Origin of the sequence: Nitrosomonas sp., from assembly GCF_021731985.1 — a bacterium.
Lineage (GTDB): Bacteria > Pseudomonadota > Gammaproteobacteria > Burkholderiales > Nitrosomonadaceae > Nitrosomonas.
In genome coordinates this window covers 15,785-31,710 of record NZ_JAKFWH010000045.1, presented here as the reverse complement: position 1 = coordinate 31,710, position 15,926 = coordinate 15,785, and the positions used below count along the sequence as shown (strand labels likewise).

General features: G+C 41.9%; 16 protein-coding genes. 8 read left to right on the top strand and 8 right to left on the bottom strand.

Annotated features, from left to right (window positions below; all coding sequences use genetic code 11):
- The coding region (locus QZ942_RS14070) for an IS3 family transposase (protein ID WP_366835997.1) at positions 1-96 on the top strand (96 nt) is incomplete at its 5' end.
- Positions 97-111: 15 nt separating this feature from the next.
- Here QZ942_RS14070 and QZ942_RS06120 read toward each other — a convergent pair.
- The 8 genes from QZ942_RS06120 to QZ942_RS06085 form a co-directional block, all read right to left on the bottom strand.
- Entirely contained in the window at positions 112-1,401 is a 1,290-nt protein-coding gene (locus tag QZ942_RS06120; RefSeq protein WP_292993806.1) for an Hpt domain-containing protein, read from the bottom strand.
- 144 nt (positions 1,402-1,545) lie between these two features.
- Positions 1,546-1,911 carry a response regulator gene (locus tag QZ942_RS06115; protein ID WP_292993805.1) on the bottom strand — a complete coding sequence of 122 codons (366 nt, stop codon included), beginning with the start codon at positions 1,909-1,911 and terminating at the stop codon, positions 1,546-1,548.
- 67 nt (positions 1,912-1,978) lie between these two features.
- Entirely contained in the window at positions 1,979-2,563 is a 585-nt protein-coding gene (locus QZ942_RS06110) for a hypothetical protein (RefSeq protein WP_292993804.1), read from the bottom strand.
- A gap of 380 nt (positions 2,564-2,943) precedes the next feature.
- Entirely contained in the window at positions 2,944-4,182 is a 1,239-nt protein-coding gene (locus QZ942_RS06105) for an HDOD domain-containing protein (RefSeq protein WP_292993803.1), read from the bottom strand.
- A gap of 159 nt (positions 4,183-4,341) precedes the next feature.
- The gene (locus tag QZ942_RS06100) at positions 4,342-5,142 is read right to left on the bottom strand and encodes a GGDEF domain-containing protein (protein ID WP_292993802.1); all 801 of its coding nucleotides are present in this window, start codon (positions 5,140-5,142) and stop codon (positions 4,342-4,344) included.
- 206 nt (positions 5,143-5,348) lie between these two features.
- The gene (locus QZ942_RS06095; protein WP_292993801.1) at positions 5,349-7,058 is read right to left on the bottom strand and encodes a GGDEF domain-containing protein; all 1,710 of its coding nucleotides are present in this window, start codon (positions 7,056-7,058) and stop codon (positions 5,349-5,351) included.
- 141 nt (positions 7,059-7,199) lie between these two features.
- On the bottom strand, positions 7,200-7,832 hold the full coding sequence (locus QZ942_RS06090; protein ID WP_292993800.1) for a response regulator transcription factor: 633 nt from the start codon (positions 7,830-7,832) through the stop codon (positions 7,200-7,202).
- Between the two features lie 16 nt (positions 7,833-7,848).
- Positions 7,849-9,420: a histidine kinase gene (locus QZ942_RS06085; RefSeq protein WP_292993799.1), complete on the bottom strand. Its 1,572-nt coding sequence runs from the start codon at positions 9,418-9,420 to the stop codon at positions 7,849-7,851.
- 296 nt (positions 9,421-9,716) lie between these two features.
- Between QZ942_RS06085 and QZ942_RS06080 the strand changes: the two genes are divergently transcribed.
- From QZ942_RS06080 to QZ942_RS06050, 7 genes are all read left to right on the top strand, one after another.
- On the top strand, positions 9,717-11,168 hold the full coding sequence (locus tag QZ942_RS06080) for a flagellin (RefSeq protein WP_292993798.1): 1,452 nt from the start codon (positions 9,717-9,719) through the stop codon (positions 11,166-11,168).
- Between the two features lie 100 nt (positions 11,169-11,268).
- Entirely contained in the window at positions 11,269-11,640 is a 372-nt protein-coding gene (locus tag QZ942_RS06075; protein ID WP_292993797.1) for a flagellar protein FlaG, read from the top strand.
- A 29-nt stretch (positions 11,641-11,669) separates the two neighbouring features.
- Positions 11,670-13,643 (top strand): flagellar filament capping protein FliD, encoded by a 1,974-nt coding sequence (fliD, locus tag QZ942_RS06070; RefSeq protein WP_292993796.1) that lies wholly within the window; start codon positions 11,670-11,672, stop codon positions 13,641-13,643.
- A 55-nt stretch (positions 13,644-13,698) separates the two neighbouring features.
- Positions 13,699-14,127 (top strand): flagellar export chaperone FliS, encoded by a 429-nt coding sequence (gene fliS / locus QZ942_RS06065; RefSeq protein WP_292993795.1) that lies wholly within the window; start codon positions 13,699-13,701, stop codon positions 14,125-14,127.
- A 35-nt stretch (positions 14,128-14,162) separates the two neighbouring features.
- The gene (locus QZ942_RS06060; RefSeq protein ID WP_292993794.1) at positions 14,163-14,498 is read left to right on the top strand and encodes a flagellar protein FliT; all 336 of its coding nucleotides are present in this window, start codon (positions 14,163-14,165) and stop codon (positions 14,496-14,498) included.
- Between the two features lie 66 nt (positions 14,499-14,564).
- Positions 14,565-15,614 carry a flagellar hook-length control protein FliK gene (locus tag QZ942_RS06055; protein WP_292993793.1) on the top strand — a complete coding sequence of 350 codons (1,050 nt, stop codon included), beginning with the start codon at positions 14,565-14,567 and terminating at the stop codon, positions 15,612-15,614.
- Complete coding sequence (locus QZ942_RS06050) at positions 15,601-15,924, top strand: EscU/YscU/HrcU family type III secretion system export apparatus switch protein (RefSeq protein WP_292993792.1); 324 nt, start codon at positions 15,601-15,603, stop codon at positions 15,922-15,924. Before QZ942_RS06055 ends, QZ942_RS06050 begins: the two co-directional genes overlap by 14 nt.
- Positions 15,925-15,926 lie beyond the last annotated feature (2 nt).

Sequence of the window (15,926 nt, the reverse complement as noted above, 5' to 3'; positions counted from 1 at the left end):
GTGTTTTATAACAACCAAAGACTGCATTCATACCTGGATTACAAAAGTCCGAACCAATATGAAGCTGAAGCAGCAAAAACGATGAAAGTTGCTTAACTGGGGTGTCCGGTTTTACTTGACCAGGTCAACACGTTTATTCAATTTTGATGCCAAATCACGTACAACACGCGGATATCGGCTAAATACAAAACTGATCGGCATCATACGAATTGACATAACGGACTCTTGAAGATCTCGTGTATTCCGCTCCAATTGATTCATCCCGCTATGCAGTTTTTCAAAAACCACAGGATCAAACTGAGAAGCTGTCTGAGCAAGCATCGCCTGTGTAATCACCAATTCCCCGACCAAATTAATCATTTGATCGACTTTCTCTATACTGACTCGTATTGATGAAGTTTCGCTGGCAGGGGCAGGAGCTGCTGCATTAGCTTTACTGGAAGATTTATTCAGTGTGGCTTGTGCTTCATTTTTGCTAATGCTTGCACTTTGTTGCTGTGGTGAATTCAAACTCGATTCTGAATCATCAATGTCCTTTGGTGCAGCAGGCGCTCCCGGAAAGAAACCATAACCTGGTGCAGGCGGCATATCAGTCATTAAGAACTCATCTTCATCGACTATTGATTTCGCATCAATGCTGACGGAATCCATTTCCTCTGGCTCTATTGCAATAGTTTCATTTTTATTGAGTGTATCGACTACAATTTTTAAAGTAGCCGGATCGACTACAAATGCCAGCGTTTCCCAGATATCTTCTTCACTTTTATCGGTAGTGATTTTCAATTTGCACAGATCTATCACATTGGCTGGTGTCAAGTTTTCCAGGCTGCCCAACTGCTTCAAATTAGCAAATAGATTTTCTAAGGTAGCATCACTCATCCCGCTACCGGAAAACTCGATACTGTAGGTAAGTTTCGATGAGTCATCTATTGTTGAGACTTCAACTTCGGCTTCTACTTGCACTGTTTCAGTATTGGTAGCGGGGTTCGTTAACTCTTTAGCTGGCGCTTGTGTTTCATCGCTCAATCTTTTCAGTTCCTCACAAACTGCTGCGGCAACAGTTGGATCTGCTTGCCCTTCTCCACGATGTCCCGCCAGTTGCGCTTTAATAACATCGCCAGCCTTTAGAAAGGCATCAACCATCTCACTACGCACTTCGAGTTCCCCCTTGCGCAGCTTATCCAGTAATGATTCCAACATATGCGTCATCTCCGTCATATCTGTAAAACCAAATGTCCCAGCCCCGCCTTTAATAGAATGCGCGGCACGAAATATAGCGTTTAAATCTTCCAAATCCGGTGAATTTACATCAAGCCTTAGCAAACATGTTTCCATATCCGCAAGTAATTCTGAGGATTCCTCAAAAAATATTTCATAAAATTGTTCGAGATCTGTACTCATAGGTAACCCTATTCCAAGTTGAGTTGTTAGGCTAACACTCTAAAGAAGTAAGCAAATTAGAAAACAGAAGTATAAAAATTATATAATCTTTAAAATTAAGCAAGTTATCTGTAACTTATTAATCTGCCTAAAAAATATTAACTTCTAACCAATAACCTTACTGATTACTTCCAGCAATCGCTTGGGATCAAACGGCTTAACCAGCCAGCCTGTTGCACCTGCTGCTCTACCTTTTGCTTTTATCTCGTCTCCCGATTCTGTAGTCAGCATCAAGATAGGGATAGTTTTGTAGTGCGTCACTTTGCGCAACAATTCAAGCAGTTTCAACCCATCCATGCGTGGCATATTAATATCGGTTAATACCAGATTGACCTTATGAATATTCGCTTTATCCAGTGCATCTTGACCGTCAACGGCTTCAATAACCTCATAACCCGCACCTTTGAGCGTAAAAGCAACCATTTGCCGAATTGATGCAGAGTCATCTACTGCAAGTATTGTTTTAGCCATTTACCTCACTCCTCTTACTAATGTTTTTAATTTGCTTGATAAAAATACGAACCACAAACAATCTCTATCAAAAAAGCTCAATGTCACCCATCTGCATACCTTGCTGCACTACTGGTTTTCTTTTACTTTTAATTTTTGCCACATCAACTGCCTTCGAAATTCCTTCATGTATCGTATGCAAGGGTTCCTTTCCAACTTTCTTCTTCCAGTTACCTTGCCGATCAATGCGCTGCAATTCTATATTTAGTATTTCTACTTGATGCGTAGTATGTGCCAGCAACTGTGTAACCAAATCACCAAACTGTAATGAAGTAACAGCCATTTCTAATTCCTGCTCGATCTTGTCAGCAAGATCCATTTGTTTTTCCAATAACTCAAGAATAGGCTTGCTTCCTTCAGGAGCAGCCATTTTCTCAATGGCCAAAACCATATCATGGTGAGATTTAGTCAACCTACTGATATATCTAAAGTTACTGACCAAATTATTAACCGCATCACTGACTAATCGATCAATTTGGCTCAACTCTCCCTTGATATCCATGAAGTATTCATCAACCTCGGCAGTACATAAAACCCCATCTTGATCTTCGGGCACCAGTTTATCTACCGTTTGATTCTTAATTTGGCCCTCTCCTGATCGCATTTCAGCCATAACTCTTCTCCTCGTTACTCATCTTGATCAGAGCTATTCATGCTACTGCTTGATCTAGGCAACCCACTATTATTGTGCTCTAGTTATGAATTATCTTTAGACTTAAGACCAATCAATCAGGCCCAACAGAATACTCACGATGATGCTCATTTAATTAGAGAATAATTTTTCTACTCAATAAGTTAACGACATAACCTAGAATAACTTTAGTTCTATAAGCCCCGGAAAAATGCAATAAACCTACATAACCGGCACTTCCAGACTGCACAATCAATTAATAGAGAACATTTTGGTGAAATTCTTTGGTAATTGGTATGAAACCAATTTCAGTTCAGCTGGCTGATGCATATATCAAACTTAAAAACTTCATGAGGAAACGATTAGTTAACGGCTTCACCAATTCGATTGGCCCACCCAATTGCTTGTATCTCCATATCTGCCAATTCATTCAGACTCAGAAAACCCAGTTCGGTTAATATGGACTGAATTGCAGTAACTTCACCCTTCTCGTTGGCTTCAATTAATTTTAATTCTTGACCCAATCGCCCATCCCGGGCTAATAATGCTTGACTCATATCGTCCGGGATTCCCAGCTTGTCAACTATTTGCTGCATTTCAATACCCAGCAATACATCCAGCAAGGAAAGAATTCCTACCATAAATGCTCTTTCCTGGTGATTTTTATCATGCGGACGTTCGGTTGTAGCAACTAATTCCATTAATTTTCCCCGCGCTGCCGCTGTTTGCATTAATGCATTTGACATACTATCGTCTGACTGATTAGCGGTATAAAGTAACAGTTGTATCCATCTCTGTAATTGCTTGCGCCCCAGTATCATGATTGCGTGCTTAATAGAGTTGATTTTCTGAGGCACGCCACTAGCAACTGAATTCACCATGCGCATCAAGTTATAACTTAATCCGGGTTGATGTTTAAATTCCTTTTCAATTTCCTCAATATCACTATCGCCCATCACTAACGTCAATAGCTTCAATAATGACAATTTTGCTGGATCAGCACGTTTAACGGCCAATACCTCCGGCCTTGCAAAATAGTATCCCTGGAACATCTGAAAACCCAACTGCATGCAGTACGCTTCCTGTTCACGGCTTTCTACTTTCAATGCCAAAAGCAAAACCGGCCAGCGATTTAATTCAGTTACAAGTTCCGCAAGTTCTTTTCTTTCAACTGCAAGAATGTCTACTTTCACTACACTGACCAAAGGCAGTAATTGCTCAACTTTAGTATTCATTGCAACGATATTATCAAGCGCAAATTGATATCCATTTTGCTTTAATTCGTTGCAACGCTGCATAAATTCTGCCGTAATAAGCGCTGTTTCTTTTATTTCCAACACGACATGCTTGGCGGGCAATAAACTAATAATGTCACTCATTACCAGATCAGGATCTGCATTGATAAAACCACGCTGTTTACCCAACACATTTTGGATACCCAGTTGACAATATGCATTGATAATGACATTAGCTGATGCGGATAAATCATTAATGACATTCGCCTTTTCATCAGTCTCTTCTTGTCTAAAAAGTAACTCAAATGCTACTAGGTTTTGATTACGATCTAGAATTGGCTGCCGCCCAAGAAAAAAACCTTCCATTTACTTCCCCGAATTAATCCATCGTTTAAAAAAATGTTCTAGCTAATCGGCTTCATTGCATGTTTCTTAAGTATTTCTTACAACTAATAAACATTATCAATCAGCGCCCCTGTTTTTCAGAACAGAACACTTATCTGCGAAAATTCTCAGTTTATTTAGTTAACTCAAAGCAGGAATTGCCCGGTTCTTTCCAGTACGCTTCGCTTGATACAGTGCTTTGTCAGCACGACTTATGACTGAATTTTGATGTTCCCCAAATGAACGTAATGCTATGCCTGCGCTAAACGTTATTGGTATTGAATGTGTATCCGCTTGAATTGAGAAAATTTTTGCCAGATTACTTTGTAACCGGGAAATAACAGTTAATGCGTCTTCCATCTCGACATCGGGCAATAAAACCACAAATTCTTCCCCGCCAAATCGCGCCACAATGTCGGAAGGGCGTAATGTTTCTTTGGCTACATTGACCAAATTGATCAGCACACTATCCCCATACTGATGCCCTAAGTTGTCATTAATCTGTTTGAAGTTATCCAAATCAATCAAAACCACCCCTAAAGACTGTGCATTCCTGTCTGCACGAGCCGCTTCACGTTTAAAAACATCATCTAACCCACGGCGATTGAACGCACCTGTCATTTGATCAGTTTGTACGAGCCCCCTCAGTTGTTCCAATTCACTTTTCAATGATTCAATCTTTTGTTCCGCGCGTTTTACTTGTTCCTGCGCAGCAAAAACCTCATCACTGAATCTCAAACCTTTGGTCTCAGACAACACAACATCAAGAATTCTAATGATTTCATCAGCGTTGCTTGTATTGCGGATCTGTTCAGCGTAGCGTTCTACTTGCTTATAATAGTCCTCAGAATCAATCATGGGTTTCTGCTCACTTTTAATAGCATCTGTCGATTTAACCAATCTCAGCATTCTTTTCTGTTTTTGTTTAATAGCTTCTTGCATTGCTATCCTCCTCAATTGACATCATAAGATGCCAGGCTATTCCAGTTTTGGGGATAATTCGTTGGATTGCGAAGGAGAACCCATCCCGGTATAGACTGTCATGTAAACAACGTTAACAGAGCAAACCAGAAATGGATTTAATGAATAAAAAGGGAAATCGGTACTATTTACCGGTTATTATGAAATATCTATTAACTAACATAGAGTTACTCAGATGTGAGTATCTGATTCTTGCCACCTTTCTTTGCACGATACAAAGCCTCATCGGCTCGTTTGAAAATACTTTCTTGCGATTCTCCCGGCTGGAGTTGAGCAACACCGGCACTAAAAGTGATTAACAAACGTTTATTTTCATGCAAAAAAAACTTCTTGGTTAAATTACGCCGTATCCTGGATAAGATATGTACGGCTTCTTCAAGATCCGTGTTTGGTAATAAAATTACAAACTCTTCACCACCATATCGTGACACAATATCTTCAGGGCGCGTTGTATCCTTGACTGACTCAACCAGGTATACCAATGCATCGTCCCCCACTTTGTGGCCGTGCGTATCATTAAGCAGTTTGAAATTATCAATATCCAGCAATGCATAGCACAAAGGAACCTGATGACGCACTGAACGCGAGGTTTCGCGCTCAAAAGCATTATCCAAACCACGCCGGTTTAGTATCCCTGTCAGGTGATCTTCATGCACTTTCTCACCCATTTCATACAACTCGGTTTCTAGCTGATTGATTTTATTCTGCGCCAAACCAACTTCTGCGCGAGCCGCCAAAAAATCATTACGGTAATTTAACGTGCTTTTTTGCATTTGACTGGTTTCTTCCATAATCAGCACCATCAGCTGATTAATCTCTTTTATATCGTCAGTATTACTGATTTTTTCTGAATACTGTTCAAGCCTATTCTGATATTCATCTGTCGTATCGGTGAGTTCTTCAATATTACTGATTAAGGAAGCCACCATCTGCTTCAGGGTCACCTTGGCTTCACTTAGGCTACGTCCGATTATTTCTTGCCTCTGCGTTATCTCTTCCAGATAATGCTCAGCTTGTGTTATTACCTGCTGATCCAGGGGTTTGGAAATAGTTTCGCGCAATTTACTGATCCGGGCACCAATCCATTGATCTTCTGCAAGTAATTCACCCGTACTGTCCATGAGCATATTGAGTAATTTGAGCAAGCCTTGTTGCAACTTGATACCGCTCTCACCATATGCATCAAATTTACCGCAAAATTGTTGAAATCCAGCAGCAAATCGTTCCATTTCTAGCTTGTCTTGAATTTTGCGCACTTGATTCGCCAGCATTCTGGCTTCTTCAGCCAAAGTTACATCATCGATCTGCCTAGCGATAACCTGCTCAAGCATTTGTGCCAACAACTCCAATAGCTGATCAGTAAAATGCCCGGCGACTTGACTCTGCTCTATAACTGCATGCTTTAATTGAGCGGCTTGTTTATCAGAATCAATCTGCGTTACTTGCGAAGAGGGATTTTGCATTTGCCCATCTTCATTTGATTCTTGCGTTGCGGCAGCTAATGCTCCCCAGGAATCGACTAACGCCTTTAGCTTGGTATGCAGCTGGTTTGAATCTTTTGAAAATTTAGCGAGAACCCGATTAATGCTTTCCCGCTTCTTTGCAGTTGTCAGTGCACCTTGCTTTTTTTCCAATTGCTTCAATAATGCTTCGATTGTTTCTCCCCAGGTCGCAATGGATTCAGCTGTGGAATTATCTGCAGATTTATGTTGATTTGTCGCTGCAACAGCAGAATTTACATCGTCTCCGGATTTACCAGAAATCTGATCATACAGCTTGTGATAATTATCTGGTGTTGGAGGAATTCTGAGCGATGCAAGTTGCCGCAACGTTTCACGGGCAAGAATGGTTGGATTCGAATCGTTAAGCGGCTTCATAAAAATTGGTCAAAAAATTAAAAGGTGGCGTTACCAGCAAGCCAGGAGTTAAAAAATATCGACCAATCCACGTGAATCTTAATCTTAATTTGATAAGGCAAGCTAAAAGAAATTCTAGGTTGACTTCAGAACACTATAAGATTAGTCGACCAATTTATTCTTTATAGCATAACGAATCAATTCTGAATTATTCGTCAACTTGAGCTTCTCCAGTAAGCGCGCACGATAGACACTGACTGTTTTTGGGCTTAAAAACATCTCAGCTGATATTTCTGACAATGTTTTACCTGCAGCAATAAAGCACAGAGTCTGATATTCCCGATCGGATAATGTAGCATAGAGCGGTTTATCTAAATCTGAGTTAACAATGTTGGCAAGTTCCTGCGCGACAACCGGACTCACATACTTATCGCCCATTGCAACTTGACGAATAGCCACTACAAGCTGCGCTGGCGCACTTTGTTTATTCAGGTATCCAGATGCGCCCGCTTTTAATGCACGAATTGCAAATTCGTGTTCATTGTGCATGCTCAGCATGAGAACCGCAAGATTTGGTCTGTCTTTCTTTACTTGCTTCAATATTTCGATACCATTTCTATCCGGTAAAGAAATATCCAGCAACATAACATCAAAATCTTGCTGCCGAGCAATTTTGACTGCTTGAAACCCAGTCTCTGCTTCACCAGTTACTTTGATGTCATCCGTTTCGCTGAGAATCTGTTTCAAACCTTGGCGAACAATTGCATGGTCATCAGCAATCATCACACTTATCATGCGTACCTCCGGCTATTTAGAGCCGAGAAACCTTCTTTTTTTTCTTTATCGGTCCGGGCTGTTGGGGCCCTCTATACTCATTTTCCAGTCCAATCACATGCCCGGATTGATACTCTAAGTTACCCATCGGTATCAAAATAGTCACTTTTGTACCTCGCTCTGAATCTCCCGAGATATGGAAATTCCCCTTCAATTGCTGGCATCGCTCACGCATCCCTCGAATTCCAAAAGAAGCCTGTTTTTCCATATCGATGTCGGTAATGCCACAGCCATTATCAGTCACTTCCAGAAGAATCAGCCCTTCCAGCTCCACAAGTTTTACCTGAACATGGGAAGCATTAGCATGTTTAGAAATATTCGTTAATGTCTCCTGAAAAACACGAAAAACCGCTATCGCCAAATCAGAATCTAAAGCTATTTCATCGTTTACACAGGTTACTTTACAAGCAATACCCGTACGATCACTAAATTCTTTTGCCTGCCATTGAACCGCTGCAATGATCCCGCAGTCTAGAATACCCGGCCGCAAATCTAGAGAAATCCGGCGTGTACTGTCTATCACACGGTCTACTAAAGACTCAATGGATTTCGATTTTTGTTGATAAAACTCAGGTTTTCTTACCGTTTTATCCATACAGGGAAACAGCTCACACTTAATTGCAGTCAATGTCCCCCCAATATCATCATGAATTTCACGTGCAATTCTGGCGCGCTCTTGCTCTTTAACTTTTTGCAAATAAGAAGATAATTCTGCCAACTGTTCACGGGAACGCGCAATCTCTCGTTCAGCCAGTTTATTTCGAGTAATATTAATCATGATGCCATCCCATAGCGTCGTGCCGTCCGACATTCTCCTGGGTGTTGCACGCAAACTAATCCATTTGATATCGCTATCACCTTTTACTTGAATACATCCTTCCCAATTCCAGGTCGAAAGTTGTTCTGCAGAGGTTATCATTAACTGATGATAAGACTCCCTATCATCCGGCAAGATCAATTCTGGAAATAGTTCGGGCCTCTCCATCAGCTTCTGGGGCGATAGCCCAAGCAGTGTTTCACTGGCATCACTGACATAGGGAAAGCAAGTCTTTCCATTGACTGATAGCAGAAACTGAAAAACCACTCCGGGCAAATTAGATGTAATCGCTTGAAAAAGCGCTTCGCTCTTTTGCAATGCCGTTTGTGCAGTTATGAAACGCTGGTAGTTTCCTACTTCATGCAAGCTTCGCCTTATTGCTGGCACCAGCCTGGCAAGATTTGACTTCATCATGAAATCATAGGCTCCTAAGGCCATGATATGCTCTGCCGCTTCCTCACCGACATGGCTGGATACGATGATCAAGGGTATGTCCAGAGATTGGTTTCTTATCGCCTGCAGAATCTCCTCCGCATTTAGCTGCGGCAAATCATAATCGGACAGAATCACGTCCCAGTCCCGGATCATCAAAGCATCGTGCAATGCAGAAGCCGTGCTAACGCACAAGCATTCAGTCTGGAAGCCACCCTGTACAAGTATTTGTAGTACTCGGTCCGTATCCTCTGCAGAGTGTTCGACCATTAATATTTTTAGTTCTTCTTCATTGACCATCTCAGCCCCCACCAGTTGAAGCCGATATAACCTCTAAAATTAACTCCCCGAATTAACTGCCTGAATGTTTATTTAATTTTACAAGATAAATTATAAGAGAAAAACAATTTATATCATGAATTGCCGATATTAACCAACTGATTAGATATAAATCATGAAAGTAAAAATCCTAAACTTTTCAAAATGGTGTCCGATAACTGCAATCAACGGCGGTTACAAACCCTCTTGGATTGCGGGGAAAACCAACGGAACTGGCAATTATGCCAAACACATAGATATCAAAAAGGAGAACCCAAATGCCACAAATTATAAACTCTAATGTAGCCTCATTAAATGCACAACGTAACTTAAATACATCGCAAAACTCATTGAATACATCCTTGACACGTTTGTCTTCGGGTTTACGCATTAACAGTGCGAAAGACGATGCTGCAGGACTGGCGATTTCAGAAAGGATGACTTCACAAATCCGCGGTTTAAATCAAGCGGTGCGTAACGCGAATGACGGTATTTCACTGTCACAAACCGCTGAAGGTGCATTGGGTGAGATCGGCAGCAATTTGCAACGTATTCGTGAACTGGCAGTTCAATCTGCCAATGCATCTAACAGTGCCAGTGATCGCGCATCACTACAAGCCGAAGCCGCTCAATTGGCCTCTGAAGTAACGCGGGTTGCCAGCCAAACTCAGTTTAACGGCTTGAACTTGTTGGACGGCTCTTTCCTGAATCAGAGCTTCCAAGTCGGTGCCAATGCGAACCAAACCATCAACATTGCATCAATTGGTGATGCTCGTTCTACTGCGTTAGGTAGCCACACACTAACCACCAATGGAACCGCAATGGGCACAGCAACAGCTTCTGCCGCTGCTCTTGCTGCCAATGGCGTTGCGGTAGAAGCCGGCTTAACACTTGCCAACAACAAAGGAACCACCGGTAACATTAGTTATGCAGCAGGCGATGATGCTAAGGCCATTGCTGCAGCCATTAATACAGCTGCTTCCAGTATCGGCATCTCTGCAACCGCAACTAACAGTGCCACGCTCGGCAATTTATCAGCAGCCGGTACTGTTCAATTGACATTAAACGGCAGCACAGTTTCTACCACTATCACTGATACTGCTGACTTAAGCGGTTTGGCTTCAGCCATTAATGGATTACAATCCTCAACCGGTGTCACTGCCTCATTCGCGACTTCGTCCAACAAATCAGTAATCACGCTATCAACATCAGATGGTAGAGATATCGTACTTTCAAATTTTACTAATGGTGTAACAACAGCTGATGTCACTGCCGGAGCAACCACAAGAACGCTAACCAGTGCTGGTAACGACTCAACAACAGTAACAGGTACCGTTGAACTTGCGAGCTCGAATGGGCAAATTACTGCAGCGGGTTCAAATGCCACGGAATTTGGCGCTACTACCAGCTCTTTTAACTCAGTCGCCACTTTGGATTTATCCACGTCAGCCAATGCGCAAATTGCAATGAAAACGCTAGATGCCGCATTAAATGCCATCAGTAGTTCTCGCGGTGATCTGGGTGCAATTCAGAATCGTTTCAGTTCAACTATCTCAAATCTGCAAACCACCTCTGAGAATCTGTCCGCCTCCCGTAGCCGGATCCAGGATGCCGACTTCGCATCTGAGTCAGCAAACCTGACACGTGGACAAATTCTGCAACAAGCCGGTGTGGCGATCCTTGCGCAAGCAAATTCACTACCCAATAATGTTCTTTCACTGTTACGTTAAGTTATCCGTAGCAAATGATACAGCGCATTAAATAAAGCTGATGATCGCGGGATGTTATAAAAAACCTTCCCGCGTTCATTTCAACTTTAAGGAATCTATTATGAACATCAATCAATTAAATGGAACAGGCGTACTTCCACTGCCTTCGTCAACAGCGTCGGCTGCTCAAAAAGTATCCGCACCCGATACAGATATTACCCCATCACCTGTTCCAACTGTACGAGCTAAAGTTGACAATAAAACAGAATCTGACGAACAGATCAGACAGGCTGTTCAGAATATCCAAAGCGCGGTGGATAATCTGGCACATAATTTGCGTTTCTCAATTGATGAAGATACTGGCAAAACGATTATTAAAGTAGTGGATACACATACTGACGAAGTCATCCGGCAGTTTCCAACAGAACAGGCCATTGAAATAGCCCGCACATTGGATAAGGTGCAAGGGCTGTTATTTAACGATAAAGCATAATTTAAATTATATATAGCTGGGACTAAGAAATGCTCTCATCTCCGGGTATTGGATCAGGCTTAGATGTCAACGGTATCGTCAGTCAATTGATGGCTATAGAACGCCAACCACTGGCAGCTCTTGATAACAAAGAAGCCAAGCAGCAAACTCGACTAACTGCTTTTGGTAGTTTGAAAGGAGCGTTATCCGCATTCCAAAGCAGTCTTTCCGCATTATCTGATCCGGCAAAATTTACCGGCGTAACGGCTAATTTTGCTGATGCCACATTGGCCAATGTCAGCGCAACATCATCAGCAGCAGTTGGAAGTCACTCCGTAGAGATTCAAACACTCGCACAATCGCACAAACTGAAATCTGCTAACTTTGCAACCACAAGCGCCGCACTTGGCAGCGGCACTTTAACTATACAATTTGGCACATACAGTGGTGGCGCATTTACGCTTAATCCTGATAAGGCTGCACAATCAATTACTATTTCTTCTGGTAACTCATCATTGGCAGGCGTTCGTGACACAATTAATCAGGCCAGCGCAGGAGTAACCGCCAGCATTGTCAATGATGGTTCTGGCAATCGCTTAGTAATTGCTTCAAATGATACCGGTTTGAGTAATGCCTTAAAAATAACCACAACCGATGCCGATACAACTAATACGGATAATGCAGGATTATCTCAGCTTGTTTATGATGCATCGACGGGCGGCACGGCCAATCTGACTCAAACTGTAGCTGCTAGCAATGCCACATTGGTTATCGATGGTATCTCAATCAGCAAAGCATCCAACAAAATTACAGATGCCATTGAAGGGGTCACTTTTAACTTACTGAAAGCAAATGCTGGCACAACAACAAGCTTAAATTTGACTCGAGACACAGCCAGTGTTCAAAGCACAGTATCATCATTTGTTAAAGCTTTTAATGATCTGAACAAAACTATCGTCGATCTTTCAAAATATGATGCGAATACCAAGCAAGCATCTATTCTAACAGGAGACTCAACGGTTCGATCAATTCAGACACAGCTACGTAACGTAATGTCTAATCCGCTGACCACAGCAGGTGGTGGCTTGAGCATATTAACAGAGGTAGGTATTTCTTTTCAAACAGATGGAACACTCAAGCTTGATCCAGCCAAACTATCTAGCGTGATGAGCGATCCAACTAAAGATGTTTCAACACTATTTGCTTCTGTTGGCAAAACCAGTGATAGTCTGGTGTCATTTGTCAGTGCCAAAACCGATACAGCAAATGGCAAGTACTCGCTGAATATCAGTCAAATTGCAACTCAAGGTATCGCAGTGGGCAGCACTGCTGCTGCATTAACCATCAGCTCAGGGGTTAATGACAAGTTAGATCTTACCATTGACGGCGTCAGCGCTAGCGTAACTCTCGCGGCAGGTACTTATACGGCAACTTCATTAGCAGCTGAAATTCAATCAAGAATCAATGGTGCCTCAGCAATTTCTTCAGCTGGCATCAAAGTCACACTGAGCGAATCTGCTGGTAGCTTAACTATCACCTCCAATCGATACGGCTCAGCATCAACCGTATTGATTGCGGGCGGAAATGGCAAATTGGATTTATTTGGCACTCCTGTCGAAACCAGTGGTGTAGATGTAGCTGGTACGATTAACGGCATCACTGCAACAGGTTCCGGTCAAACCCTGACAGGTGCCGCCGATAGCAGCGGACTAGTCCTCAAAATAACTGGGGGCGGTACAGGAGCCAGAGGAGACATAGATTTTGCTCACGGGTTTGGAAAAAAATTAGACAAGATAGTTGGTGAAATGCTGAATGGACATCTCATTGATAGCCGCGTTGATGGCATTAATGCGTCCATAAAAGATATCAATGCACAACGCGATACTTTAAACCGGCGACTTGAAGATACCGAGAAGCGAATACGTGCACAATATACTGCATTGGATGCAACCATTGCCAGCATGACCCAGACCAGCAACTTCTTGCAACAGCAATTATCCAATTTACCCAGCACAAGCTCATAAAAATAAATAGATAAATTAGAAAATCAAACTCTTTACAATATAAAAGAGGTACAAAATGTATTCCGCTATGAATAACGCAGTATCTGCCTATCAACGCATAGGTGTTGAAACAGGCGTTGAATCAGCCGATCCGCACAAACTTATTTTAATGCTTTTCGAAGGCGCACAAGAAGCTCTGGCAAAAGCCAGAATGCACATGCAGCGCAATGAAATTGCGGAAAAAGGACAGATGATCTCAAAAGCTATCATGATTATTGATCATGGTTTGAAAGCAAGCTTGGATATGAATGCAGGCGGTGATTTGGCAATCAAACTTCAAGCACTCTACGATTATATGGCGCATCGATTATTAGTTGCTAATATTCAGAACAATACTGAAATTGTTAATGAAGTTAATAAGCTCTTATCTGAATTACATGGCGCCTGGAAAGAGATTGGACAATTTAGTGGAACTCAAACTGCAATAAAAGCAGCGGCAATTTGAATCAATTCTTAGTAAGAAAAAGGATACGCGGATAGATGAATAGTACACAGACTCTCATAACTTATGATGCTATTTTAGCAATTACCGGAGAAATGCTCACTGCTGCTCAAAATAACAAATGGGATCAATTGATATTACTGGAACAAGAATGTAGGAAATTGACTGAAATGCTGATAAAGCATGACCCAGAGCCTATTTTAGATAAAGAATTACTTCAGAAGAAGGTAATAATTATTAACCAAATACTAGCTGATGATGCTCAAATCAGAGCAATCACCGAGCCATGGATGACAAAATTACAGGATATGCTCAACACCAATGGACGTACTCGCAGCCTTCAGCAAGCCTATCAACCCATTAATAATATGTAAACACTCAATAGAGTATTAATGCATATTAATTCTGGGAAAATATTAACAATATTAACGTAAGCTGTTGTGATCCCAACCATTATCAAAACTGATTTAATCGCGACTCAAACTCAAGTAGCCCCTGTTACACCCGTAACGCCAGTTACGGCAATACTTGATTCACAAAGTTCTTTTGCTGAATATGTACAAGGCCAGAAATATCAGGCACTAGTAGAAGCTCGCTTATTTAATGGAAATTCCCGGGTGTTAGTTGCAGGCAAGCTCTTGCAAATGCACTTGCCAGAAAATTTCCAACCTGGCAACAAACTGGAGCTTGTTTTCATATCGCAAGAACCGAAACTAAAGTTTCTTATCCTAAGTGAAGCACCATTAGATACCGAGAAAAATAATACGTCAATTAGTGCTACAGGACGTTTCTTAGGCGCTTTGATGCAAGACACATTAAAGCAAACATCTGCCAGCATAACCACAACAAATACCACCACTACACGCTCTCTCACGAGCCCAACACCCATCCTAACTGGTCCGTCAATAAATAGCACCGAATTACCCGGTTTATTACAGAAAGCAATTGTTCAAAGTGGATTATTCTATGAATCACATCAGGCACAGTGGGTAAATGGAGAAAATACACTTGAAAACTTACAACAAGAACCTCAAGGCAAATTAGTGCTAGTGATGGCCGACTTACCTGCTGCTAAAGTGGCTGCATCTGCTGTACTAAGCCCTGAAATGTCAGTGCATACTCAGACCATCCCTTTAGTGCAGCAGCAGCTTGCTACCCTAGAAACTGGGCATTTGTTTTGGCGTGGGGAAATCTGGCAAGCTCAACCCATGGAATGGGATATTTATGAGCACTCACAAGAAGAAGAAAAGGAAAATGAATCTGATCAAGCAGCACAATGGCGTACACAACTCCGGCTATCAATGCCGCAACTTGGAGATATTACCGCTACTATTGCACTAAATGCACAAGGTATTAATATTAAAATAAATGCTTCACAACCAGAAACTACTCGCTTATTAAAAAATAATCAATTACCACTCACAATGGATATGCAATCAGCCGGATTAAATATTCAAACAGTAGAGGTTCAACACGATGGCAGAGAGTGAATCCTATCTCACCGCAGTAGCACTCGCTTATCGGGAAGGACAAATTGCACCCAAGGTTGTTGCTAAAGGTCGCGGTCTGATTGCTCAGGAGATTATTAAGCGTGCTAAAGAAGCAGGAATCTATGTTCACGAATCAAGTGAATTGGTTGCATTATTGATGCAAGTAAATCTCGACGATCGCATTCCGCCGCAACTTTATGTTGCAGTTGCCGAGCTACTGGCATGGCTTTATCGTTTAGAACAAGGAAACACAAATCCCCTCATCACGAATAACCTTGACACAAAAACCACACAAAAAATTCTGGAGTAATT